Raw genomic sequence first — 22264 nt, 5'->3', positions numbered from 1 at the left:
TTTCCGGCATGCCGTTAACCGGTTGACGATAGATACAATATGTATTACCGTTCATTAAATACAAATTGTATTCATGCTCATGGCGAGATTCAATTCATGCCAGATCTGAAAGAAATTTTAAAGAATAGTCTTTTTAATCAAGTCGATGATAGCGCTTCTGCGCCTATATCCATCCGCATTCCAACCATTTTAAACAACGAACTGGACGAACTATCTTTAAGTCTTGATCGCTCTAAGAGCTCACTAATCAGCGAATTTATTAAGGCTGGAGTAGTTACTGCGAATGAGCTACTAAAGGAGCACTCTCTGATTAGTGATGAAATGAAAGAGCAGCTAGTTAATCAGCGTGAAGACAGTGCAGTCGGCTTCCTTGATAGTAAAGCTTTCATGTTGAATACGAACTACAACAACAATGTAGAAACGCATTTCGATATGGTTAAAAACCAAGAGGCTGCGGCTTTTTGCGAAGGTTGGAAGGAGTACATCTGCCAGCTTTCTAAAGGTGATAAGGTCTATCTGTATCAGAGTGGCGTAGGCATCATTGCTTCTGGTGTTGTGGATGGTGATCTTTTGAAAAGCGAGCATTACGGCGTAGCTGATGATAAATACGCTAAGCCACTCAATGATTTTAAAACCGGCTTCAAGGCTATCTCCGCGCGTCGCTTTAAAGAGTTAACCGGGGGCGGGGCTAACTTCCGTAGAACGATGATTGAACTCACTTCTATGCAGGCTCATGCTATTGCTCAAGAGATAGAGAAATTAACAGCTAAGCAGTGATAATTCTGAGATAAGAAAGGACCCGGAAGGGCCCTTTTGAATAAGAATGGATAAATCGTCTAGTTCTTCATCATAGTTTTCTTCTTCCTCCTCGTCATCGTATTCGACGTATACGTTGACGTTTTGAATAAAATCATCAGGAGGAGTGAAGTAGGTATCTATCGGACTATCATCAGGGTGTTCGTAGTCATCACGTTCGTCTAATGGTCCTGGTGTTACATGGGTTTCACCCCAATTATCAACATAGATACCGTTATTCACAGTTCCATTGCCAGGTACTTCATGAACTAAATTAAAACCAATAGGAGTGTTGTCATCTGGATCTCCGCCTTCCGCAAATACAGGCTCTAAGTCAGAAGGAGATAAGGGTAATACTTCACCGTCGACAATCATTGAAGAAGGTATTTCAACGACTAAGTCCCCAACTTTTTTCCTAATCCTATCATCACTCATAAAGCCCCCACGCTATGTCTTGCCAGAAGAAAGGGGATTAGCCCCCAGTGAAACAACTTATAAGTAGTGGGGGTGAAAAAGATGAAAAAAAGAGGGGCTGAAAATTTTAACAAAGAGGCATAAAACCCCTTTTTTTGCATGCCAACACGCCCCTGTCGCAGAACCCAGCCGCGTGGTTATCCCCTAATTCAGCACAGCCAGTCTGGAATAATCAGCCTTCAGGCGCCTGTGGTGCTCCGCCGTTCAGTAGACACCTTCCTAGGAATATCTGCGCCAGCAGATTCCAGCAATGCCCTTCCGGTGAGCGCTTGTCACGCGATGTCATGCTACACCGGGCTCATCTATGTATCACGGGGAATGAGCCTTTCCAGCACAGGCCAGGACGGCTTTCGCAATTCATTTTTTAAGCAAAACTAATTCTGCGCACGACTCTGTATAACAGGGTAATAACCCGGTTTTTATACTCATTCTGTATCATGTGTAAACAACAACCCTTAAAAGCAACTGCAGCCGCTAACTGGCAATATCTTCTGAACACATATCAGCATCATTATTAAACCATTATTAAACAAGACTGATAATAAATGCATCCTAACAACTTTACAAAAAAAACTGTTAACAATGAAATGCACTTAAAAAATAGATCCATCCATGAGCAATAAAATTATTTTTATCAAAAAGTGTTTTTTACATCTAAAGAATTGATCAGGATCAAATTAAATGTGTATATCCACGCTCAGGAAGGTTAAAGAGCTCAAGTGGCAAGGCGCCGCCGATCAGTAAATTGTAATTAATTGTCATAGGCTATCAAAACCTCTGCAATCGATCTGTTAAAACGATTTGTCCGGAATAGTGTTTCAATCTAAATTTTGCCGCAACCACAGCATTAAAATGCACATATAAAACAATCAAGATATATTTATTGGGGTGAGTCATGCCCAGTCAGTTGAAAATAGATTCTTTAACTTACTGTTACAAATATGAACCTGCTAATAAAAAAAACATGATGTTGTTTGCAGGTATTGAAGGCCTGTTGAGCGGAATCCAGCAGGAAAGTCCGGACCGCTCTTTAACCTTCCTTTTTTTCTTCAAAGAAAACATTCGGGAGTTACTTCCGATGCTGGAGGTCAGGCAGGTCTATAAAAGACATATCATTATTTCTGATAGCGTAATGCTTCCGCTTGCATATTTTTTTGCATCAAGGAACAGAGCACTTTGCATTATTGAGCCTACAGACACCGTTCAAGCAGCACAGGAGAAGTTAACGCACTGTTTTACCACAGGAAACGAATATGATGTCTATCTGTCGTCTCTCAAATCAACACATTTAAAAATTTTCCATAATTTCTTTTCAGGCATAGATGCAAACAGCATTTCTTTAAAGGCCGGAGTCAGCCTGAAAAGAACCTATGGGATTAGAAAGGAGGTTGAAAACCAGTTGGGAATAACTGTTCGTAAACTCCAGTCATGCTCTTTATAGAGATTTTATAATCTAACCTAGGAACAGATATGAAAAGAAAATTTATTACACTTATTGCAGCAACTATCGTATCTTCAGGTGCAAATGCTGCCTCTGATAATACCATTAACTTCCAGGGTCAGGTAACAGACGAAACATGCTCAGTTTCGGTTAACGGAAACAGCGCAAGTCCAGTTGTGCTTATGCCAACCGTAAGCCGCAGCGATTTGGATGCGAGCGGAAAGACTGCCGGTCAGGTAACATTTGACATTGGTTTAACAGGGTGCGCAGGCAGTACAACTGAAACCAAAATTTCAACTGTCTTTGTCGGAAATCAGGTCACTTCTAACGGAAATCTGGGAAATACAGGCACAGCCTCAAATGTCGAGGTCCAGCTTCTTGATACAACAGGCAGGGTTATTAACCTGACCGATGGCTTTACCGGGGATGGCGATCTGACGTTAGCCGCTAATCAGACGGAAGCCTCCTCTACTTACACAGCTCAGTATTACGCTACAGCACCAGCTGCTGCAGGTACCGTTGAATCCACTCTTCAGTATGCTGTCAGCTATCAGTAATCAAATTACGCACGGATAAATTCGCGCATTACATTTGGGGTAGATACATGTTTCTTTTCAATAGCCGTAGAATAATAAAAACTATTTTATTCTTTGCGGGCATGATTGCGTTTAGTTGCTCAGCCAGTGTAACAATCATGGGAAGCCGTATTATCTACCCCAGCGATGCTGCAACAGTTGATGTTCGCTTAAAAAACAATGATCCTTTCCCCTATATTATTCAGGCATGGTTTGATGATGGAAATATTGACTCAGGACCGGATATTAAAGGAATCGTTCCTTTCATTGTGACGCCACCTTTGTTCCGAATTCAGCCTGATAGCGGGCAGATAGTGAGGGTGGTTTTCGATGGCAGCATGCAATTGCCACAAGACAGGGAGTCTGTTTTCTGGTTTAACACATTGCAAATCCCTCCCAAAAATATTGAAGGTGATAATCAGAAAAATAAAATGCTTATTACGCTACGCAGCAGAATAAAGATTTTTTACAGGCCGGTGTCCTTAGGTGTACCTGGGAAAAACCTTGAAAACGTAAAAATATCAGGGACAAAGGGTGGTGTATTAATTGAAAATCCGACCGCATGGTTCATTTCCTATTCTTCGGCGAAAATCCAGATAAACGGGGAGCAATACGATTTAAATCATGACATGATCCCACCATTTAGTAAGCTTGAGTTCAGGTTTAAAGACAGGAAAGTAACGCCGGGGGGGAAGACGTTACTGATGCTGACATATATAAATGACCAGGGAGCAAGGATTAGTCGTGAACATGAAGTTATTTATTAAAAAAAAGCACCTCCCAAAAATTTTTATTTTATTTTTTCCAGCTTATGCGGCGGCTGAAAAATACTGGTTTGATCCTGCTCTGTTTCAGGGATCGTCATATGGGCAGAACCTTGAACAGTTCAATTCAAATGAAGATACCATACCGGCTGGTAATTATCTGGTTGACATATGGGTCAATGGCAGCCCGATAATGACGGGAGAGAAAGTTGCTTTTATGAAAGCAGATACTCATGATGCTAAAACAGAACCCTGCCTTGCATATAAAATAATCAGCGCAGCCCGGATTAAAACATCGCATTCAGCTGAGAAAGGGTGCAGAACATTACATCAATGGCTTCCTGAAGCAAGCTGGAGTTTTGATCGGGCTGATTTACGCCTTAATTTAACTGTACCAAACAAGTTTGTTGAGCATATTCCTCAGGGAACGATACCTATGTCGGAATGGGAGAGCGGCACCAGTGCTCTTTTTTTACGCCACAATACCAGCTTTACTTTTACACAGAACACACAAAATAAATATAATTATAGCTATTTATGGAGCGGGATCCATAGCGGCTTTAACGCAGGTTTATGGCAGGTAAGACATCAGGGTAATTTACGATACATGGAGAATAACGTAAACGGAGGTTCTTACCGTTACAATCGCGTAAGAAGCTGGGTGCAAAGGCCACTGCCCGGAGTCGAAAGCACACTTATGTTTGGCGAGGGGTATACCGATAGCGGCCTTTTTGGCAGTCTGGCTTTTAAAGGGCTTAAGTTAAGCACTGATGAAAGAATGCGGCCAGAGAGCAGACGAGGATATGCACCTGTAGTTCGTGGCATTGCCGGCGGGGCCGCCCGTATTATGATCCGGCAGCAGGACAAAGTTATCTACGAGGTCAATGTTTCCCCGGGTCCTTTCCTCATTAACGATCTGAATAATACGCAGAATCAGGGTGACCTTGAGGTAGAAATCATTGAGGTTAATGGTAAAACTTCCCGTTTCACCGTCCCCTATTCAGCCGTTCCTGACTCGGTTCGACCCGGGAACTGGAGCTATTCATTAGCGATGGGCCGCGTCCGCCAATATGACAGTGTCGAGAACAGTTTTTTTGAAGGCGGATTGCAGAGAGGCATCAGTAATAACCTTACTGCGAACTTTGGCTCAAGAATAGCAGATGATTATATGGCATGGCTGACAGGGGGTGTCCTGGCGACCCGTGCCGGAGCCATAGGTCTGAATACGACATGGTCACAATCCCGTATCGCAGAGGGCCATACTGAGCAGGGATGGCGTACGGAGTTAAGTTACAGTAAAACGTTCATCTCCCGTACTAACCTTGTGCTGGCCGCTTACCGATATTCCACAAATGGTTTCCGTGATCTTCAGGATGTGCTGGGAGCACGCCGCCAGTTGCGCGATAGCGTTGCTTATTATTCCGATACACTTCACCAGCGTAACAGGCTCTCCGCTACCGTAAGCCAGCCTCTGGATGAGCTTGGTACGCTTAATCTGGCTGCCAGTACAGCTGATTACCATAATAATCAGTCCCGTATAACGCAGCTGCAGTTAGGATACAGTAATGCGTGGCAGAAGCTGAGCTACAGCGTAAATATTGCCCGTCAGCGGACAACATGGGAAAGAAGCAGATTTGACTTTGACGCGTATGACGAAAGTAGCCGCGAGAAATATACTGAAAACACTGTTTCGCTGAACTTCTCTCTGCCGCTGGATTGGGGCGAAAGCCGCTCCTCTGTTGCTTTTAATGCAACCCAGTCACGTGAAATGCGTTCTGCAACGACCAGCCTTACAGGGTCTGCCGGTAAAGATAACAATCTTTCCTGGTCGCTCTACGGGGGATATGACGACTTCAGGAGTCAGAGCGGAAACGCCTCTACCTGGGGGATGAGTGCGCAAAAACATACCCGACTGGGTGCATTGCGCGGTTCCTGGGATCAGGGGGAGAATTACCGTCAGCTTGGCATGGGAACATCAGGCACCTTTGTGGCCCACAGAGGGGGCATCACTGCAGGGCCTTACGCAAGTGAAACTTTCGCGCTTGTTAAGGCCGAAGGTGCTGAAGGCGCTGCGGTAAGTAACGGAATGGGAGCTGTAATCAGCCGTTCCGGATATGCCATTATTCCATCCCTTACACCCTACAGAAATAATACCATAAGCCTTGACAGCCGGAACATGAACCCGGATGCGGAGCTAAAAGGGGGCAGCCGGCGCATCGTTCCCTATGCGGGTGCCATTGCTGAGATCCATTTCGACACTCTTAAAGGGAAAGCAACACTTATTAACCTGAAAACGGACGGTGACAGTATGCCCCCGATGGGTGCAAACGTTTCTGATGCTTCAGGGACTCAGATTGGCATGGTAGGGCAGGGAGGACAGCTCTATGCACGTCTTCTGAACCAGTCAGGTACATTGCGGGTGAGCTGGGGAGATAAGCAAACACAGAATTGCTTTGTCCGGTATCAGCTACCGGTAAAAAGCGATACGCCCGTCATTCAGTTAACTCAGCGGTGTGAAAAGGAATAAACACATGAAACAACATATTCCGCTAATATGCCTGATAACATCCTGCTGTTCCTTATCTGTGCATGCTGCCTGCGTGAAAGTCACCTCAGTTTCTCAGCTAAGCGCTACTGCAATTGCGTCCGGCTATACCGCGGCTAGCTGGACGGGCTCCTGTGATACCTGTAACGGCAGCCCGGGATTACCATCAGTAATCAGTATCAACTCAGGAAGTACTATCCAGCCAGCAGGTACACTGCTCGCAAGCGGTACGGGAATTTTCACAAACGGTGCCAGCCGTTCAGGATATGGCACAAACCAGATTCTTTTCAGGTGTGATCTATCTGACGCAGATTCACTGTATGAAATGTATGCCACAAACGGAGATAATAACTATGCAGGCAAGCAATCATCAGCTGAAGTAGAGGGCGCTTATCATGACTATATAAGAAATGTAGCGACCCGTATTACAAACCTTTCAACCGGCGAATACTATTCCCGATACTGGAAACAAAGACAGCTGACCAGCAATGACTGGTTTCAGGACAGCCAGTATATATATGTGCCAGCCAGTGCGTTCAGTAACGTTCTCTATGAGTTATTCAAAATTTCAAGCACAAGTTATTCAGTAAATAATTCAGCTTATTACGCTGACAGCTATTCTCAGCCGCGGGGCTATATCGCTTTTAAAGGACCCGGTCTGTCTGCAAACAATATCCAGGCCGGAGCTGACAGCAATTCGGTTTATTCCGGTTTTTACTCCCAGTGGCCAGGCGCATGGGGCACGTACCAGCAGGTTACATGGATACGAAACGCTTTCTGTCAGGTCAGTGACTATCCGTCACGGGTTACGCTGCCACCTGTATCAGCGGCGAGCCTGCAGTCAGGGGGAAGCAGCAGCGCAACATTCACCATCAGCGTTGAATGTGAGTCGGGAGCCGTCTCAGGCACGGGAGCTTCATCGGCAGGAACGGCTAATGTGGCGATGGGGTTTTTCGTGAATCAGCCAGTAGCAAGGTCAGCCGCACAGTCAATGGGGCTGACAATAGGCACCGGTGCACTGAGCAGGCTACTGGACAACAACTATGGTGCGCAGGGAGTAGCATCCGGGGTAGGCATCAGAATATATCGTTATGGTTTGGCTATACCTTTACTTGCTGATAGAAATACAACTGGAACCGGTCTGAACTCAGGCTGGATTGGTTTTAAAGATTTACTCACTTTAGCTTCTGAAGGCTATACTCATATTTACAGCGGAGAGTTTACCGCCTCGCTGGAAGCTCTCCCGGCCAGAACCGTTACGGCAGGTACAGTTAATGCTCAGTTACAGGTTGTCATCAGTTTTCAGTAAATTCTGCGTGCTGATATCATTTGTCACTGTGATGCCAGTCATTGCAGCTGTGAATGTCTCTCAGACGCGCGTAATTTTCAACGAAGGAGAAATGGCCCAGTCTCTGGCGCTTTCGAATGATGCTAATACGCCAGTGGTTGTGCAGGCATGGCTGGATGTGGGTGATATTGCCTCTGCTCCGGATAAGCTTGTCACACCGGTCATAGCCACGCCCCCTGTTTTCAGAATGAATCCAGGAGAAGTCAGATCATTGCGTCTTATTCTGACCTCACGGCAATCGCTGAAACAAGGGCAGGAAAATCTCTTCTGGCTTAACATTTATCAGATAACACCAGAACGGTCTGTGAAGGAAAAAAATCTAAATCAAGTAGTTCTGCCGTTGCGTCTGCGGCTAAAAATTCTGATTCGTCCAGCCGGGGTGGGAAAATTGACAGAGAAAGAGGGTGGAAAAATAGTATTCAGGACCATAGGAGAACGCCTGGAAATTCATAACCCTACACAATGGTACTCCAGTATCAGTAACTTACACGGTAGAATTAAGTCATACGATAACCTGATTATTCCTCCCGGGAAGAGCTTACTTATCGAAGGAGATGAACGATTTGAAAAAGGAGGAAAGGTTGAGTATGAGATTGTTAATGACACTGGCTACAGCTGGCATTATCAGAGCGTAATAAAATAAAAATGTTTTTAACATGGCGTAAAAATTGCGAACCTTTAGATGCTGACCTAAGAGCTGCAAACCATATGTAATAGTTAAACGGCAACGTTACTATTTATAGCAATGAACTCATGATAGAGGAAAAAGATAACTGGAAGACATTGCCACGTGATAAATTATTTCATCCATCAATACAGCGAAAAACCATTAGTGCCGTTACTTAAAAAACTTTAATAAAGTCAGGTGACAGACAATAAATCAACAGATTACGCTATCAAATACTTACTTCAATGTACGCAGATTTAAATTATTTTGGATAATATTAGGATAAACCAACTGAGGCTGAGAGGAGAGGAAAAAAATGAACTCAAACAAATTATTAGCTTATAACCTGGAAAGTGCCGCAACAAGAGTGTCTAACGGATACGCTTATCTAAATCAATCCCGCAGAGATGTAGCTTCTGATGCTAGCCCAGAAAAGGATAATTTTCAAAGTAACTCCTTGGACGGTATTGGGGCTATAGTAAGCATGATTTCTGATTCTCTGAGCATTTATGACTCAGCTAGCGCGCTAGCCGCTACCGATCCCAATAAGATTAAATTCAGTATAGAATTAAAAAATGATAGTCCGAACTTTCTGACTCTAAATAACATAACAAAACCTTCCGGGTTCTCTCTGACTAAAAGCTGTGTTTATCTTCAACCCGGCACTGTAGATACCATAAATTTCGAAGCTGATAATTACAATGGGGATCAGTTTTTCACTATATCATTTTGTTGTATTTCAGCAGACCTAGAAATAATAAAATCAGAGTCTCAATTTAATCAAATTAAAGTGCAGGACACGCCTCTTGTTTACCTTAAATTTCAGCTAAACAATAACATGTCGAGACTTAGTGAGGTGGGTGTTGGTGCTTATACTAGAGCTTCCTCAACAACTAATTCAGCACAAAATAGGAGGCTTACTTCCTTTGAATACACAGGATCTTCAGATTCGCTTGAACCTTCCTTTATTATTTCATGCCTTGATTCCAGCGCAAAAAATGTAAAAGGGGAGTCCATAAGTAATTCAGTCCTGATAAGTCCTTCCGGCATTCGATCAAGTCTAGCTCCTGGGAATATAATTCCAGGCGAGAATTTACAGTTTTCTGGCTGGAATGTCCAGCATCAAATCTTAAAAGATATTTTTACGAATAACATTGATTTTCAGGAACGGAGGGCCGGTAGGATAGCAATTTCTACTATTTTGACTATAGTATCACTCGCAGTTGGCTTAGCATCTACAGGCCTTAACATTGCTAATTCCATTAAATCTAGGACCAAAAAATCCGACAACATTACATTAAGTTGCAATATTTTAAATGCGACTGATTTCGATATCTTTATATATGAATCCGAAAATAACCTTACACAGAACGCAACTTTAATAGACATTCAAAGCGGAAAATCCGGGGTTTTACCCCTAATCTTCTCCAGTAGTAATACTAGTAACATTAATACCCGCATACTCATGACATTAAGAAGTAAGAGTTCTAATACAACGGTAAGATGTATACTATGGTTAGAAATAGATACCACCGGTATCATTTTTATCAGCGGCGTTCGATTTGGAAGTTCAACTCTTTCAAATGATGAAAAGTTGAGCAATAATCTGATAAAAAACTATTACTACCGTAGTTCCAGACAGTCAAATTTGAACAGGAAATTCATAACTGTCGGTACATCATCGGTCCGAAATACTGATGGAGGGGACCTTAGTATCGTGTTTCTTTCTGACTAACTTTAATACCAGTTAATGAATGTAAGCGGCAATGCTTCCAATTGTTCAGCACGAACCAATGTTAGCAACGTCCGCTGATGGTACCCAGCGCGGCCTGAGCACGGAAGTTTCCCGCCAGCGGTGGCACCAGTGCATCTAGGCCGGTTCGATTCCTTCCACCGGCTTCTCGTACCATTTCGTATAGTTTCGCATCCTCATGGTGTGCTGATAATATCCAGCGCAGCGAGACCGTGTGAAACCCGTCCGACATAACGGAAAGTTCCTGCCTCCATGCCGGACTGGACCTGCCACAGCAGTTCCGGCGTGAATGTCTCAAGCCGCGGAGCTCTGTTTACGATCATCAGCGTAGCCAGTATGCCTGATATGTGATTTTTCTGGCTGGTCGCGGCATAACCCAGCGACGTCAGCGTATCCGTCAGCCGGAGCAATTCCTGATGATAAGTAAGTTGACCAAAGATAGCGGAAGCATAAAGAGCGGATTTTCGGATGCCGGGCAGGCCAAGCGGGTCATGCAGACCTCCCAGATGTCAGGCACAAGCGGCGATCAAAAGCATGCCCTCTCTGACTTCCCGGCAGAGCGTCTGCCAGCGCCAGCAGGGCATGCCGGCTGCATGCATCTCGCGCAGCAATCCGGCTATCACCAGCCCGGCGATTTTGCTGCTGCATCCGCTTCCGGCGGCACTATCCTTTAGTGACCTGAAGAGGTGCGGCGCAGGCTTCGTCCGTAACATACCGGACCGGCTGTGAGAGCCAGCCAGTGCCGCGCGTTCGGCAGGAGTCAAAGCTGTCTCAAGCCGGTATTCAGTCATGTTGAAGGGACGCCAGCTGCTTTCAGTAGGTTTGTGCGGGCTCATGCTATTTCTCCGGGCTGGAGAAAGGGTAATTCTGAGAGTGAAGGATCCGACATTACTAACTGAGTTTTGTATTTGATCCTGGGGGCAGGTCATAGTCACTATAAATTTAACGTATCTGAGTCGGGGTTTAGACTCATACGAACAGGCCTAACCTGGCACAGAGGGAACTCAGGCCCTTTTTCCTTAGAGGAGATCCGTTATGCCAATCCTATCGATACTGATAGGTTATTCCTAACGAATAACACGAGATTGACTATTGGAAATGAGACTTTTCAACCTGATAGTAGCCAGCGACCTGATAAGATGGCTTTTTTTAGCCGCATGGAAACTGATATCTCCAATCAATTTGAAAATTCCAACACTGTGTTGGTTAATATTTCAGCCACCATAAATAATGGTGGTACACCGCAAGGCTCAAGGGCAAGTGGATTACTTCCTGTTAATAAAGTTGACTTATCACCCAATAGCATATTTCAGTTAAAATGGACTGAAAACGGCGCGCAATATATGCAGGCAGGAGTGCACCGTATACGCCTTAATACTCTACTGGGTCCCCAGTTGGTCAGCCGGGCTACCATCGGTATTGACGCCATATTGTCCATGAATACCCAAAACCTTCCAGAGCCTCAGTTGGGGAAAGGTTTTTATGTCATGTTTAAATTACCTGCTTATGATGCTAACTCCGGTAAGTTTCGTCGGCTGAGATCAGCTAAAGTCGAAAGGTCAAAAAACAGCCTTAACGTACAATAATTTTCGATATCCAAACTGACCCCTACTACTCGAGCGTACACATGCTGGTATTGCTCGTGCTAAGGCATCCGGAAAGCGTTTCGGTCGTCCGCCTGCTCTGGATGATGAACAAAAGAAGGCGGTGTTCCTACGTCTAAATGAAGGGAAGAGTATCAGCGCGATCGCCCGCGAATTCGAAACCTCACGGCAGACCATTCTCAGAGTAAAAGCGGCAATGGAAGACGCTGATGTTCGCTCGTGAGCTGCTCTTTCAGTGCATGTCCGCTTTGTGCCAAAAGCGGACGTTGCTAACATCGGCATGTACTAATTCAACGGAGAGCAGGTCATCACCAGCTGTATTATTTCTATCCAGAGAGGGTAGTTATCGGTTAACAGCCAGAGAAACTACGTCAACCGATTCCAGTCAGTGTCAACTGTTGAGCTGAATAAATAAATCAGAGAAATATATATTTAAGCTCGAGGCTTCCTGGTTTCAGCCATTCGACCAAAGATTAGATCCCTGAGGACGAATCGATGAAAGAGCGCTGCCAGGATATGTACGCCGATCAGACAAAAAAGCAGCCATGCCATAAGATCATGCGTCATATCTGCCGGTGCAACCATCCAGCTCACTTCCGTACCAGTTTCAGGTATTAACGCAATCCCCCAGGGACTCCATCCCTTACCACTTCCATACACACGTAACAGAGCGAAAGCAGGAATCGCGAACATGAGGAGATAAAGTATCACATGTGCTGCAAAGCTGGTTCGCCCTGCCCATCCTGGGGAATGCGGAGGCCGGTGTCGGCGATTGGCGAATGCCCATGCGGCTCGCAGAACAATAAGCACGAAAGTCAGCAGACCAACTGTTCCGTGATCAGGCCCAAATTGAGAGACAAGTATAATCTTTTCTGAGGGACCAAATGCACGCCAGCCCAATACCATAATGAACTGCCACAGCATAAGGTATGCCATACCCCAGTGCAGTAAACGACTTACGGAACCATAGTAATCCGGCGTGTCTGTCCACAAACTACCGCTTCCAGGAATCCTGACGTTTTTCTTCATGCAACCTCCGATGGATTGAAACGACGCTTCTGGCGTGTCGGTGGGCTAACCCAGCAACCGGGCCGAATTGTTAGTGGCTGCAATGGTGCTAATTCCTACCTCAGTTGTGGCGTTTTGTTAGCTAAAAGGAGTAAACATGGAAGTAAGGGTAGAACTGTGTCCGCCAGATGAATGGGAATCCATGGTGAAAATTTTTACCGAGATGGAAGAGCACTATTATGGTAAGGGCATCATTCAGGAACCACTGTTGAATAATTACCTCCGCAATCGATTGTTCAGTCAGCTCTCCGGTACTCTGGTGCTCAGGGCTCGCTGCGACGCTCATATCGTTGGGCTGGCGTGTTGCAGTATCCTCTACCCTTCTCCCCGTTACTGTGGCCAGCTGCACATCAAAGAGCTTTATGTCTCCCAGAGTGAGAGAGATAAAGGCACAGGGGAATCCATAATGCGCTTTATAGCGAAATTCGCTCTTGAACATGAGTGTCGCAGCCTTAGCTGGAATGCCGAGAAATCAAACGCCGGAGCAAACCGTTTTTATCAGTCTTTAGGTGGCAGAATAAATGACAGTATTGTGAATTATTATCTTCATGGTGAGCTCCTGCGTAAACTGGCTTCGGACAGTTCGGCAGAGCCTGGCGGCTTTACTGGTTAAGCTGTCGCGCTGATTTGGCTCGCCTGGAAGGCAGAGGGAATCTGCAGAATCTTTATGCCGTGTCCACTTTGTGCCAGAAGCGGACGTTGTCGTTTCACTATAAGTATTTATCTGTGCGCTACTAGCAACGTTCCAACAGAAAACGCTGCAATTCAGCCGTGACTTCTTTTGGATTTTCCTCAGCCATATGGTGACCGCTGGCTATCGCCTTGCCCCGAATATTACGTGCCCAGGTTTTCCAGATACCTAGTACATCACCATATATATCTTCCAGATCATCATATTTTGACCATAAACAAAGATTTGGGCACATAATCAGATTTCCTTTTTGGCGATCTTGTAGCTCATGTTCTTTATCAATGCTGAGGCCGGCACGATAGTCTTCGAGCATCCCATGTACAGTTTCCGGGTCATGAATAGCTTTTCTGAACTCAAGGTACTCTTCATTTCCCATTGCTTCAGGTTGGCCTCCATACCACTTGCCAGGATCAGCTAGTATTGCCCGCTCCGGTTTTTCTGGCTGAGCAAAAAAGAACCAGCGATACCACTGGCGGGCGAACTTCTCATTACACCGGTTGAGGGCTTCAAGTATTGGAATACAATCAAGTACGGAAAGCCGTGTGATTCGCTCCGGATAGTCAAGAGCGGCTCTGTAAGCTGTGTAACTTCCTCTGTCATGCCCGACAATCGCAAATTGCTCAAAGCCAAGCTGACTCATCAATTCAATACAATCTTTTGCTTTAGCTCTTTTAGAAGAACCAGAATGATCGCGCTGATCAGCCGGCTTTGACGATTGGCCGAACCCCCGCAAATCAGGACATACGACCGTAAATGATTTGGCGAGCTCGGGAGCCACTTTTGACCAGGTTACATGAGTACGAGGGTGTCCATGTAATAAAAGAACAGGTGGTCCATTACCCCCATAGCGCACATTGAGCTCTGCTTCTGAAAGGATGACTCGTGTATGTGTAAATCCTTCAAACATATGCTGCCTCCCACGCCAGTAGTGTGGGTTAATTATAGGCTGCTGTTTAATCGGATACTTTGCTACATAGGGGGGGCGAGCAGAATTGACCTCTCATGACAAGACTGGTAACGCAACGCAAGATGGCTTTGTGGATAAAATTTTAAAATGAATGTCCGCTTTTCGCTCATAGCAGCCCGCCAGGTCTTTATAGTGGTCAGCTTAGTGCCTGACGCGGATGTGGTAAGCAGATGGTGTGTCAACAATCAGGTTTATCCTTCCGCGATGAAAGCCATCAGGTTTTCCGTGCTGATTTTCTTTCCAGATAATACTCACCAGCCAGGTAACCCGTGACTGCAACAAGGGTTATTGCCCCACCCAGCAATGTATTATGGGCCGGCACTTCACTGAAGAACACCCAGACCCACAAGGGCCCCAATACGATGTCAGCCTGTGCAATCAGACTGGCCTGCGCAGGCTCAACATACCGGCTTCCTGCCATGAACAACAGATAGCTCATGCTCTGCGTGGCCAGCGCAAAAGCAATCAACCATAAGGTGTCATGTAAACCAGGAACAGGGAGACCCTGCGGCATCATGGCAAAACAGAATACACCACAGAGGGCGCAGGCCAGGGCCGTCACTGCAGGCAGGTTCATTTCCGGCCACTTTCCGGACATTACTATGCTGGCACCAAACCCGGCAGTCATTATCAGAGCCAGCGCGTTACCTGCCGTATCGCCCGAACCCGATGCTGAAGCTGCCATAACACTAACCCCTGCGAGGCTTACTGCGGCTGAGATAAGTGCACGCTTTGTTATTACCTTCTTCTGTATCAGCCAGCCCAGCCCCATGGCAAAAAAAGGTATTGTGGCATAAATGGTCATCACGCCTGCGACGCTGGTGAGTTTCAGTGCCGCTACGTAGCAGAACATGGAAACGGCCATAACAGCAGCCGTTATCACGCCTTTTAAACCTACATCTTTTTGGAATGAAAAGCGGCGCAGATACCCGCCCCACGCCAGCAGAAGAATCAGAGACAGAAAAGCAAACAGTGAGCGCCATGCGACCATAGCCCATGTGTTCATATCGAGGATTCTCACGAAGAATCCCGCTGAGCTCCAGAGGATGGCCGAAAGGCACACCATCATCAGCCCCAGAACGTGTCTGCTAACGGTCCTAAAATGTGGCATCTTTTATCCCTGTTTATTATAGTTTTTAAAAATAAGTAGAACGGTCTAATTATTATGGCTAAAAGTGATACGCGCAAACGCCTTTTGAATGCTGGTATACGAGTTTTTATGAGGGAGGGTTATGAAGGTGGGGGTATCACAACGATCCTGAGCGAGGCAGGAATGCCCAAAGGATCTTTTTACAATCTCTTTCCGAGTAAAGAAGAATTTGCCTGTGCCATGCTTGACGCTTATATCGGGATTTTTGATCAACTCAGGACAGATACGTTGCTGGACAAAAGCCTTGTTCCTCGCCTGCGTCTGATTAACTGGCTTAACGGGCACAGGGAATATATTGAGCGTGAGTCTGAAGCAGCAGGCTGCCTGGCAGGGATTATTGGACAGACGGGAGCAGTAAGCATTGAAAAAATCCGGCAAAAACTGCTGGCAATTTTTACCTCCTGGGAGCGTGATCTGATTAACCTGTTTAATGAGGCTGAGCATGCTCAGACCCTATCGCCGGTGATGTCACCGGAAAGCGCAGCAAAGTTGCTCATTCACAGCTATGAAGGCGTCATGATACGTATACGCATAGAGGGGAACACGCATCCCTATGACTTTCTGACGCAGACGTTACCAGACATTCTTTTTACAAAAACCGCCCAGGGTTCTGAACTTACACCATGCTAAGCAGATAATTTAATACAAAGCACCAATGTCCGCTTTTCGCTCATAGCGGACGTTTAGCACTATTTACAGTTGATCGCGCTACGCTAATTCTGTTGGAAATCCGTCATGAGCTTACCTCAAAGCGTAAAAATTGGCAGGGTATACCCTAGCGACACCACCGTTTTTCATGTCTCATCTCGCATATGGAACCACTTATATGACACCCTCATTTGAAATACCACCTAAATGATTCTTTTGGAGTTCAGATGTACGTTTTCGGTTATCTCCGCGCATCTACCTCAGAATAGGATGTTACACGAGCAAAGAAAGCACTCAGGGATTTTGCCCTGATGCACAACAAGCGTGTTGCCGGCTGGTATGTTGACAATATCTCGGGCACAACGATGAATCGGCCTGAGCTGCTCCGTCTGCTCGATGACGCAGAGCCAGGTGACGTTATTCTGATTGAACAGGTTGACCGGCTTTCCAGGCTCGATGATGAAGGGTGGAACATACTGCGTAAGCAGATTACTGACAAACAGCTGTCAGTCGTCAGCCTCGATCTCCCTACCAGCTACCTTGCCCTGAACAACTCAGTGACCGACAGCTTCACACATAGCATGCTTAAAGCCATCAATGCCATGATGCTGGATATGCTGGCCGCTATATCCCGTAAAGACTATGAGGACCGGCGGCGACGTCAGGCAGAAGGAATCGTTAAAGCCCGCGAGCAGGGCAGATTCCGGGGGAGGGTGGCGGACCTGGCGAGACATGAGCTGATACGCAACCTCAGAATCACTCAGGAGAAATCGATTAACGAAACGGCCCGGCTCGCTGGCGTTTCCAGAGCCACTGTAATTCGCGTGTGCAGACAGGCAGATCAAGCTAATTGATCTCTATAAGTTCAGACCGCATGATTTCTAGAAAAATCTTCTACATAAAAGGATGTTAAGCATGGATAAGAAATTTATTACTACCTGGTTTTATGCTTCTAAAGAGAGCGAAAAGCGCAATGTGGGCGTATTCCGATACAAAGAAAAAACCTTTTATGGGGAAAGAGCTCCTGATTTAAACGAATTCAGTCAGCAGATTGAGGATATCTATAATGACTTCGACTCACGTGATTATGAGGTAGTTAACGTTATCCCTATAGCAATGGGGACTAGTGAAAATTGTAAGCAATCGAACGGCAACTATGTCGGAGACGTCGGGTTTTCCATCACACGGGGCGCGGTAGTCGTAGGAAAAAAAACGTCAATAACTATCCGACAGACCAAAGAGAATGTATGCGTCTATCCGGGCACGTCTTAGGTGCCCGTCAGGTCAATAGAGTCACAACTTACTCTATTAAATTTCGCGTCGGCGCATATCGTTCTTTTGCAGCCACTCAACAAAAGGCTGAGCTGCATAATACATTCACTTTATCGTTGGTATATCTTTAAGCCGGGTCGTATATCTGGGTGACAGCATTTCGCGCTTCATCTGCCAGCTGCTGTCCTGAGCCCCCTGGCCCGCAAACCACACCTTTCCCAGGCCCGAGCGGTTAATGCCATCCAGCGCCGCCATCAGCGCGTCAGCGTTGGCGCGCGGCAGCTGCTCGCTGAACATGTCGAACTGCGCCACGCCTGACTGATAAAAATCACCCAGCATGACGCCAGCCTTCGCGTACCGGTAGCCGTCACGCCAGATAGTCCCCAGCCCCCGCAGGGCTGAATCAATAATGTCCCGCGTATCATTCGTCGGATAGTCGCAGATGCACGATGCCGTATTCGAATATTGCGGCCCGTCGCTGTGCCGGCCCGTGGCGATTGAGACGCTGATGTGCCGGCAGCGCGAGTCCTGTTCCCTGAGCTTTTCCGCCGCGCGCGTGGCGTAAAGCACCACCGCCTGCTGCATGTCCTCCGGATGCGTGACGCGCTGCCCGAAGGAGCGCGAGTTCACTATCTGCTGCTTCGGCGGCGGTGCGTCTTCAAGCGCCAGGCAGGACTCTCCGTTCAGCTCGCGCGCGGTGCGCTCGGTGATGACGTCAAAGTTCTTTCGTATCATGCTGACGTTGCTGTCGGCCAGCTGCAGGGCCGTGGTTATGCCCAGCTGGTTCATGCGCACGCTGATGCGCCGCCCGATGCCCCAGACGTCGCTGACATCCGTCAGATGCAGCAGCTTCCGCTGCCGGCTCCGGTCGGACAAATCCACCACGCCGTTAGTCTTCGTCCACTTCTTGGCCGCGTGGTTGGCGAGCTTGGCCAGCGTCTTGGTCGGACCGAAGCCTACGCCGATAATCAGCCCCGTTTCCTGCCGGATGCGCGCACGCATCTGCTGGCCGAACGACTCCAGCGGGATCAGGCTGCCAATCCCGGTCACGTCCAGAAAGCTCTCATCGATGGAATAGACTTCCTGCCCGGCCGCCATCTCTCCCAGTATGGCCATCATGCGCGCCGACATGTCACCGTTTATGTGGAATGGAAAATCTACAGAAATTGATTACGCATTTAAGGGCAGCTATGAGCGCTGGCTGTGTGAAAACTCAGTTCAAGAGTTGGAGTGTGTGAAGTTATGCGAAATCTGAAACAAACGGTTGGATAGCAGAGTAAAATTTTACTTAGGGATACGGTTCAGGCTTTACTTTTTGCCAATTAGGCGTATCTACGCTGGTTCATCCTTGATGATGGGTGTCGCGGCAGCGGACTCGGCAGAAAACTCATTACAGAAGCGATGAGTTTTTGTGATGAGCAGAAGTTCGCTTTGGTACAGTTATGGACGTTTAATAAACCTATCGCGGCAAGACGATTGTACGAGTCATTCGGATTTGAATTGTCGAAAGAATGGGAAGGCGATCAGTGGGGTTGTACTATTACCGAGCAGCAATTTACCCGAAAAATCATATAAATATAGCTAACTGCTCATCTCTTTGGAGATGATGTTTTATGCGGACTTGTTTCGACTGGTCTCTCCCTTAATTAGTCATGTCCGCATGGCATAGCCAGTTATGAGCAAAAAGCAGATGTTATCGTTTATCGCCCTTTATCTGGTTATTTGGAGTTATTAGTATTTTCTATAGATATTCAACTGGCCTCCATAGAGTCGCCTTTTGCAACACACTGATTCTGATGCAGTAAGTGTTAAAATTACACAGATACTGCAACAGTGAGACTCAGTCCACCTTCTCTAACTGGAAGGGGTTGCCAGAAATTCTGGTCTCCGTTCGGCCAGCAATGTAAACCCGGTTGCTTCCGGATACAGCGTGCTGCTGATGGTATCCGGCAGCATCAATTCTGTAAAACTCCAGGCCACCGCGATGGTGATACCGGCCACTGACAGCATATCAGGATGACTTTCCTGCAGCCCGTTCTCCAGCGTCTGCCAGGCACCATGCAGTTGTTGAGTTACGCGATCCACCCAGGGCTGATGCTGTTTTTCTTCCGGCCTGAGACGCTGTTCGTACACAATCTGCACCGCTTTTTCGCAGGCTGCCAGGGCGAAGCCCGTAAGATGCAGATCCCGGCGTTCTTCCGCTCCGGACGCTGATGTAGGTGCAGGCGAATGACCGCAATATTTCTCAAGGTAATGAATGATTAGTGTGGAATCGATCAGCACCTGATTATCATCTGTGATTAGCGTTGGAACTTTAACGGCCGGGTTTATTTTCGTTAAGGCATCAAAATCGCCAAATACCGAAAGCGGGCGATGCTCGAATTGAATACCCAATACTTTCATGTAAATAGCAACCCGTCTGACATAGGGTGAATCCAGCATTCCGATCAGGATCATGGCTCTACCTCATATTATGTTGATTAACAAAATCAATCACTTGTGCGGCGACAGGCAAGGGGGCATCTTCCATTAAAAAGTGTCCGGCCTGTTCAAAGATATGCAGCGTGGAAGAGACGATATCGCGCTGCAGACGCCTTGCATACTCAACGGGTTGCCATTCATCTTCGGCGCCCCATAAAATCTGTACTGGCAGCCGGAGTTGCGGCAATTTTTCTGCAAAGTCACGGGTATAACATTCATTATAGTGCGCAACCTGATGCTGATAAAATGAAGGCTGCCCTACCACACCACAAAGCGGTGCAAGATAATTTTCCAGCCGCTGCTCTTTCATACGATCCTTATTAAAAACAGCCATCTTTAACTGGCGAGACATCGCGCGGTAATGCTCAGTGGCGGGGATCAGCGCATAATCCGCATAGTTATCCCGCATATCTCTCCATGTGGGCGAAGGCCAGGAGTCGTAGCTTGGAATATCGGCAATCGTAAGCGTCTTCAGAAGGGATGGGGTGTCGAACGCCAGTCTGAGTGAAATGGCCCCACCGATATCGTGACCAAAAAGATCTGTTTTTTCGAGCTGCCAGTGTTCAAGCAGCCTTATCAGATAACCCACTTGTGCGGCAATGGAGGTATCAGCCGTCAGAGGGCGCTCTGACGCGCCAAACCCAGGCAGGTCATACAGATGAACGTGAAAACCCGCATCGACAAATACCGGCACCATTGACTGCCAGATTATGGAGTGTGCGGGCGTGCCATGAACCAGCACCAGAGGTCTTCCTGAACCATGGACTCCGGTCGCAATGCGACAACCATTTATCAGAACGTCGTCATTCAGTAATGGGTTATTAGCGGGCATCTGCTTTCTCCGTTGTGTTTGTTTCAGTCAGGCTATCCGTTGACTGAATATGACACCAGTGACATTCTTTCCCGCTGTAATCCTACTTTTGTCATACAAAAATGAATAAACGACTCTCCGTTGACTCACTCAGAGTGTTCCGGACCGTGCTGCAAACGGGCAATATGAGTAAGGCCGCATTACTCCTCAACCTGAGCCAGTCCGCTGTAAGCTGGAAGCTCAGACGGCTTGAGGATCAACTTCAATGCCAGCTACTAACGCGCATCGCCGGGAAAGCCGTTCCGACAGAGAAGGGCAGCATTTTGCTTCAACATGCGGAAAAAATACTCACTGAACACGATCATGCCGTGGCCTATTTTTCGCCTTCGGCGCTGCGTGGCAAGCTGAGAATTGGGGTCACTGAACACATTTCAATGACCGAAATATGCGGGGTGATTTCAACCTTCACTCATCACCATCCAGAGGTGGATATACAACTGGTGGTTGAGCAAAGTCATCTCCTGCGTCAGCATTTTTCTGAAGGAAGTCTGGAGATCATTTTACATCAGGATTTCACGGGCACGGCATCGACGGAAGATAAGGTATTGTGGAGCGAAAAATTATACTGGTACGCAACGCCTGCCTGGCAGCATGAATTGGGTAAGAGCCTGAAGCTTATTACCTGGGGGCCAGAATGCTATTACCGTAACCTGGCTGAGGAGAAACTTCGGCAGTCAAAAATTCCATTTGCTGTGATGCTGGAGTGTCCTTCAGTAGCTGGTATGCTTGCGGCGATAACTACGGGGCTGGGGGTGGGAATACTCAATCAATACAGCGTTGATAAAGCGATTTGTAACGCGTATGAACTTGATAAACTGATGCCTCTGCCGTCGGTTGATTGCATGCTACGCCTGAATAAACACCGCTTTAATCCCGCAGGCGAGGCCTTCTTTGAGATGCTGACCAGGCTGATGCATAAACAGCGATAGTGAACTGGCTGCAATTTATTGATGAAAACTACGTGTTGTTAATAATGTCCGCATCTGGCTCAAAGCTGCCCCTGATACTACTACGGCAGCTACAACCTAAGACAGGACGTTCTGTAAACAGACCCGTTTTAGTTCCACACACTTTTTGAGATTTCCGGTTTCTCAGCCATCAGCCGATATTCTTCCGGCGTCAGGTTATTCAGGGATTCATGAGGCCGCTC

The 22264-nt window shown here is 46.8% G+C and carries 22 protein-coding genes and 4 pseudogenes; 16 read left to right on the top strand and 10 right to left on the bottom strand.

Translation table 11 applies throughout. The features are described from left to right. Nucleotides 1-39 precede the first annotated feature (39 nt). Complete coding sequence (locus WFO64_RS22100; protein WP_337014342.1) at nucleotides 40-777, top strand: hypothetical protein; 738 nt, start codon at nucleotides 40-42, stop codon at nucleotides 775-777. Here WFO64_RS22100 and WFO64_RS22095 read toward each other — a convergent pair. Beyond that, nucleotides 760-1230, bottom strand: coding sequence for a hypothetical protein (locus WFO64_RS22095; protein WP_337014340.1), 471 nt, complete (start codon nucleotides 1228-1230; stop codon nucleotides 760-762). The genes WFO64_RS22100 and WFO64_RS22095 overlap by 18 nt on opposite strands. 934 nt (nucleotides 1231-2164) lie before the next feature. Between WFO64_RS22095 and WFO64_RS22090 the strand changes: the two genes are divergently transcribed. The 7 genes from WFO64_RS22090 (at nucleotide 2165) to WFO64_RS22060 (ending at nucleotide 10344) form a co-directional block, all read left to right on the top strand. Further along, the gene (locus tag WFO64_RS22090) at nucleotides 2165-2710 is read left to right on the top strand and encodes a hypothetical protein (protein ID WP_337014338.1); all 546 of its coding nucleotides are present in this window, start codon (nucleotides 2165-2167) and stop codon (nucleotides 2708-2710) included. Nucleotides 2711-2739: 29 nt separating this feature from the next. After that, nucleotides 2740-3267, top strand: coding sequence for a fimbrial protein (locus WFO64_RS22085; RefSeq protein WP_337014336.1), 528 nt, complete (start codon nucleotides 2740-2742; stop codon nucleotides 3265-3267). Between the two features lie 47 nt (nucleotides 3268-3314). After that, nucleotides 3315-4052 (top strand): fimbria/pilus periplasmic chaperone, encoded by a 738-nt coding sequence (locus WFO64_RS22080; RefSeq protein ID WP_337014334.1) that lies wholly within the window; start codon nucleotides 3315-3317, stop codon nucleotides 4050-4052. Continuing rightward, the gene (locus WFO64_RS22075; protein ID WP_337014332.1) at nucleotides 4036-6576 is read left to right on the top strand and encodes a fimbrial outer membrane usher protein; all 2541 of its coding nucleotides are present in this window, start codon (nucleotides 4036-4038) and stop codon (nucleotides 6574-6576) included. Before WFO64_RS22080 ends, WFO64_RS22075 begins: the two co-directional genes overlap by 17 nt. A gap of 4 nt (nucleotides 6577-6580) precedes the next feature. Then, entirely contained in the window at nucleotides 6581-7903 is a 1323-nt protein-coding gene (gene stbD / locus WFO64_RS22070; RefSeq protein ID WP_337014330.1) for a fimbrial usher protein StbD, read from the top strand. Next, nucleotides 7869-8585, top strand: coding sequence for a fimbria/pilus periplasmic chaperone (locus tag WFO64_RS22065; RefSeq protein ID WP_337014328.1), 717 nt, complete (start codon nucleotides 7869-7871; stop codon nucleotides 8583-8585). Before stbD ends, WFO64_RS22065 begins: the two co-directional genes overlap by 35 nt. 340 nt (nucleotides 8586-8925) lie before the next feature. Further along, on the top strand, nucleotides 8926-10344 hold the full coding sequence (locus tag WFO64_RS22060; RefSeq protein ID WP_337014326.1) for a hypothetical protein: 1419 nt from the start codon (nucleotides 8926-8928) through the stop codon (nucleotides 10342-10344). Nucleotides 10345-10538: 194 nt separating this feature from the next. Here WFO64_RS22060 and WFO64_RS22055 read toward each other — a convergent pair whose 3' ends face one another. Both WFO64_RS22055 and WFO64_RS22050 read right to left on the bottom strand, forming a co-directional pair. Next, nucleotides 10539-10685, bottom strand: coding sequence for a hypothetical protein (locus WFO64_RS22055; protein ID WP_337014324.1), 147 nt, complete (start codon nucleotides 10683-10685; stop codon nucleotides 10539-10541). Between the two features lie 186 nt (nucleotides 10686-10871). Further along, nucleotides 10872-11198 (bottom strand): hypothetical protein, encoded by a 327-nt coding sequence (locus tag WFO64_RS22050; RefSeq protein ID WP_337014323.1) that lies wholly within the window; start codon nucleotides 11196-11198, stop codon nucleotides 10872-10874. 249 nt (nucleotides 11199-11447) lie between these two features. On the opposite strand from WFO64_RS22050, the gene WFO64_RS22045 reads away from it, so the two are divergent. Continuing rightward, nucleotides 11448-11948 carry a hypothetical protein gene (locus WFO64_RS22045; protein WP_337014321.1) on the top strand — a complete coding sequence of 167 codons (501 nt, stop codon included), beginning with the start codon at nucleotides 11448-11450 and terminating at the stop codon, nucleotides 11946-11948. Nucleotides 11949-11970: 22 nt separating this feature from the next. Beyond that, nucleotides 11971-12189: pseudogene (locus WFO64_RS22040) on the top strand (helix-turn-helix domain-containing protein); the annotation flags it as partial. 209 nt (nucleotides 12190-12398) lie between these two features. Here WFO64_RS22040 and WFO64_RS22035 read toward each other — a convergent pair. Continuing rightward, entirely contained in the window at nucleotides 12399-12995 is a 597-nt protein-coding gene (locus WFO64_RS22035) for a cytochrome b (protein WP_337014319.1), read from the bottom strand. A gap of 181 nt (nucleotides 12996-13176) precedes the next feature. On the opposite strand from WFO64_RS22035, the gene WFO64_RS22030 reads away from it, so the two are divergent. Beyond that, nucleotides 13177-13647, top strand: coding sequence for a GNAT family N-acetyltransferase (locus WFO64_RS22030; RefSeq protein ID WP_442956174.1), 471 nt, complete (start codon nucleotides 13177-13179; stop codon nucleotides 13645-13647). A 121-nt stretch (nucleotides 13648-13768) separates the two neighbouring features. Here WFO64_RS22030 and WFO64_RS22025 read toward each other — a convergent pair whose 3' ends face one another. Together WFO64_RS22025 and WFO64_RS22020 are read right to left on the bottom strand one after the other, a co-directional pair. After that, a complete protein-coding gene (locus WFO64_RS22025) occupies nucleotides 13769-14632 on the bottom strand; it encodes an alpha/beta fold hydrolase (protein ID WP_337014315.1) in 864 nt (287 codons plus the stop codon). A 274-nt stretch (nucleotides 14633-14906) separates the two neighbouring features. Beyond that, a complete protein-coding gene (locus WFO64_RS22020) occupies nucleotides 14907-15803 on the bottom strand; it encodes a DMT family transporter (RefSeq protein WP_337014313.1) in 897 nt (298 codons plus the stop codon). A gap of 54 nt (nucleotides 15804-15857) precedes the next feature. On the opposite strand from WFO64_RS22020, the gene WFO64_RS22015 reads away from it, so the two are divergent. The 3 genes and pseudogenes from WFO64_RS22015 to WFO64_RS22005 all read left to right on the top strand — a co-directional run bounded on the left by WFO64_RS22015 (nucleotide 15858) and on the right by WFO64_RS22005 (nucleotide 17762). Continuing rightward, nucleotides 15858-16472: a TetR/AcrR family transcriptional regulator gene (locus tag WFO64_RS22015; protein ID WP_337014311.1), complete on the top strand. Its 615-nt coding sequence runs from the start codon at nucleotides 15858-15860 to the stop codon at nucleotides 16470-16472. Nucleotides 16473-16717: 245 nt separating this feature from the next. After that, nucleotides 16718-17344 (top strand): annotated as a pseudogene (locus tag WFO64_RS22010) (recombinase family protein). A gap of 61 nt (nucleotides 17345-17405) precedes the next feature. Next, a complete protein-coding gene (locus WFO64_RS22005; protein WP_337014309.1) occupies nucleotides 17406-17762 on the top strand; it encodes a hypothetical protein in 357 nt (118 codons plus the stop codon). Between the two features lie 105 nt (nucleotides 17763-17867). Here WFO64_RS22005 and umuC read toward each other — a convergent pair whose 3' ends face one another. Continuing rightward, nucleotides 17868-18905, bottom strand: coding sequence for a translesion error-prone DNA polymerase V subunit UmuC (gene umuC / locus WFO64_RS22000; protein ID WP_337014353.1), 1038 nt, complete (start codon nucleotides 18903-18905; stop codon nucleotides 17868-17870). A gap of 183 nt (nucleotides 18906-19088) precedes the next feature. On the opposite strand from umuC, the pseudogene WFO64_RS21995 reads away from it, so the two are divergent. Continuing rightward, a pseudogene (locus WFO64_RS21995) lies at nucleotides 19089-19337 on the top strand (GNAT family N-acetyltransferase); the annotation flags it as partial. 279 nt (nucleotides 19338-19616) lie between these two features. Here the strand turns inward: WFO64_RS21995 and WFO64_RS21990 are convergent. Continuing rightward, nucleotides 19617-20219 carry a glutathione S-transferase family protein gene (locus WFO64_RS21990; RefSeq protein WP_337014307.1) on the bottom strand — a complete coding sequence of 201 codons (603 nt, stop codon included), beginning with the start codon at nucleotides 20217-20219 and terminating at the stop codon, nucleotides 19617-19619. A 4-nt stretch (nucleotides 20220-20223) separates the two neighbouring features. After that, nucleotides 20224-21075: an alpha/beta fold hydrolase gene (locus WFO64_RS21985; protein ID WP_337014305.1), complete on the bottom strand. Its 852-nt coding sequence runs from the start codon at nucleotides 21073-21075 to the stop codon at nucleotides 20224-20226. A 101-nt stretch (nucleotides 21076-21176) separates the two neighbouring features. Between WFO64_RS21985 and WFO64_RS21980 the strand changes: the two genes are divergently transcribed. Then, nucleotides 21177-22043 (top strand): LysR family transcriptional regulator, encoded by an 867-nt coding sequence (locus WFO64_RS21980; RefSeq protein WP_337014303.1) that lies wholly within the window; start codon nucleotides 21177-21179, stop codon nucleotides 22041-22043. Between the two features lie 128 nt (nucleotides 22044-22171). On the opposite strand, the pseudogene WFO64_RS21975 reads toward WFO64_RS21980, so the two are convergent. Beyond that, nucleotides 22172-22264 (bottom strand): annotated as a pseudogene (locus WFO64_RS21975) (integrase); the annotation flags it as partial.

This window comes from Pantoea sp. AS142 (assembly GCF_037152305.1).
In the GTDB taxonomy this organism is placed as follows: Bacteria; Pseudomonadota; Gammaproteobacteria; order Enterobacterales; family Enterobacteriaceae; genus Pantoea.
The sequence above is the reverse complement of the archived record's forward strand: the minus strand, read 5'-3'. Positions and strand labels throughout refer to the sequence as shown.

Coding starts and splice junctions, on each gene's coding strand:
- WFO64_RS22060 (WP_337014326.1), top strand. CDS start 8,926: ATGAACTCAAACAAATTATTAGCTTATAACCTGGAAAGTGCCGCAACA.
- WFO64_RS22030 (WP_442956174.1), top strand. CDS start 13,177: ATGGTGAAAATTTTTACCGAGATGGAAGAGCACTATTATGGTAAGGGC.
- WFO64_RS22035 (WP_337014319.1), bottom strand. CDS start 12,995: ATGAAGAAAAACGTCAGGATTCCTGGAAGCGGTAGTTTGTGGACAGAC.
- WFO64_RS22085 (WP_337014336.1), top strand. CDS start 2,740: ATGAAAAGAAAATTTATTACACTTATTGCAGCAACTATCGTATCTTCA.
- WFO64_RS22050 (WP_337014323.1), bottom strand. CDS start 11,198: ATGAGCCCGCACAAACCTACTGAAAGCAGCTGGCGTCCCTTCAACATG.
- WFO64_RS22080 (WP_337014334.1), top strand. CDS start 3,315: ATGTTTCTTTTCAATAGCCGTAGAATAATAAAAACTATTTTATTCTTT.
- WFO64_RS22090 (WP_337014338.1), top strand. CDS start 2,165: ATGCCCAGTCAGTTGAAAATAGATTCTTTAACTTACTGTTACAAATAT.
- WFO64_RS22075 (WP_337014332.1), top strand. CDS start 4,036: ATGAAGTTATTTATTAAAAAAAAGCACCTCCCAAAAATTTTTATTTTA.
- WFO64_RS22005 (WP_337014309.1), top strand. CDS start 17,406: ATGGATAAGAAATTTATTACTACCTGGTTTTATGCTTCTAAAGAGAGC.
- WFO64_RS21985 (WP_337014305.1), bottom strand. CDS start 21,075: ATGCCCGCTAATAACCCATTACTGAATGACGACGTTCTGATAAATGGT.
- WFO64_RS22015 (WP_337014311.1), top strand. CDS start 15,858: ATGGCTAAAAGTGATACGCGCAAACGCCTTTTGAATGCTGGTATACGA.
- WFO64_RS21990 (WP_337014307.1), bottom strand. CDS start 20,219: ATGATCCTGATCGGAATGCTGGATTCACCCTATGTCAGACGGGTTGCT.
- WFO64_RS22065 (WP_337014328.1), top strand. CDS start 7,869: ATGCTCAGTTACAGGTTGTCATCAGTTTTCAGTAAATTCTGCGTGCTG.
- WFO64_RS21980 (WP_337014303.1), top strand. CDS start 21,177: ATGAATAAACGACTCTCCGTTGACTCACTCAGAGTGTTCCGGACCGTG.
- WFO64_RS22095 (WP_337014340.1), bottom strand. CDS start 1,230: ATGAGTGATGATAGGATTAGGAAAAAAGTTGGGGACTTAGTCGTTGAA.
- WFO64_RS22020 (WP_337014313.1), bottom strand. CDS start 15,803: ATGCCACATTTTAGGACCGTTAGCAGACACGTTCTGGGGCTGATGATG.
- WFO64_RS22055 (WP_337014324.1), bottom strand. CDS start 10,685: ATGATCGTAAACAGAGCTCCGCGGCTTGAGACATTCACGCCGGAACTG.
- WFO64_RS22100 (WP_337014342.1), top strand. CDS start 40: ATGTATTACCGTTCATTAAATACAAATTGTATTCATGCTCATGGCGAG.
- stbD (WP_337014330.1), top strand. CDS start 6,581: ATGAAACAACATATTCCGCTAATATGCCTGATAACATCCTGCTGTTCC.
- WFO64_RS22025 (WP_337014315.1), bottom strand. CDS start 14,632: ATGTTTGAAGGATTTACACATACACGAGTCATCCTTTCAGAAGCAGAG.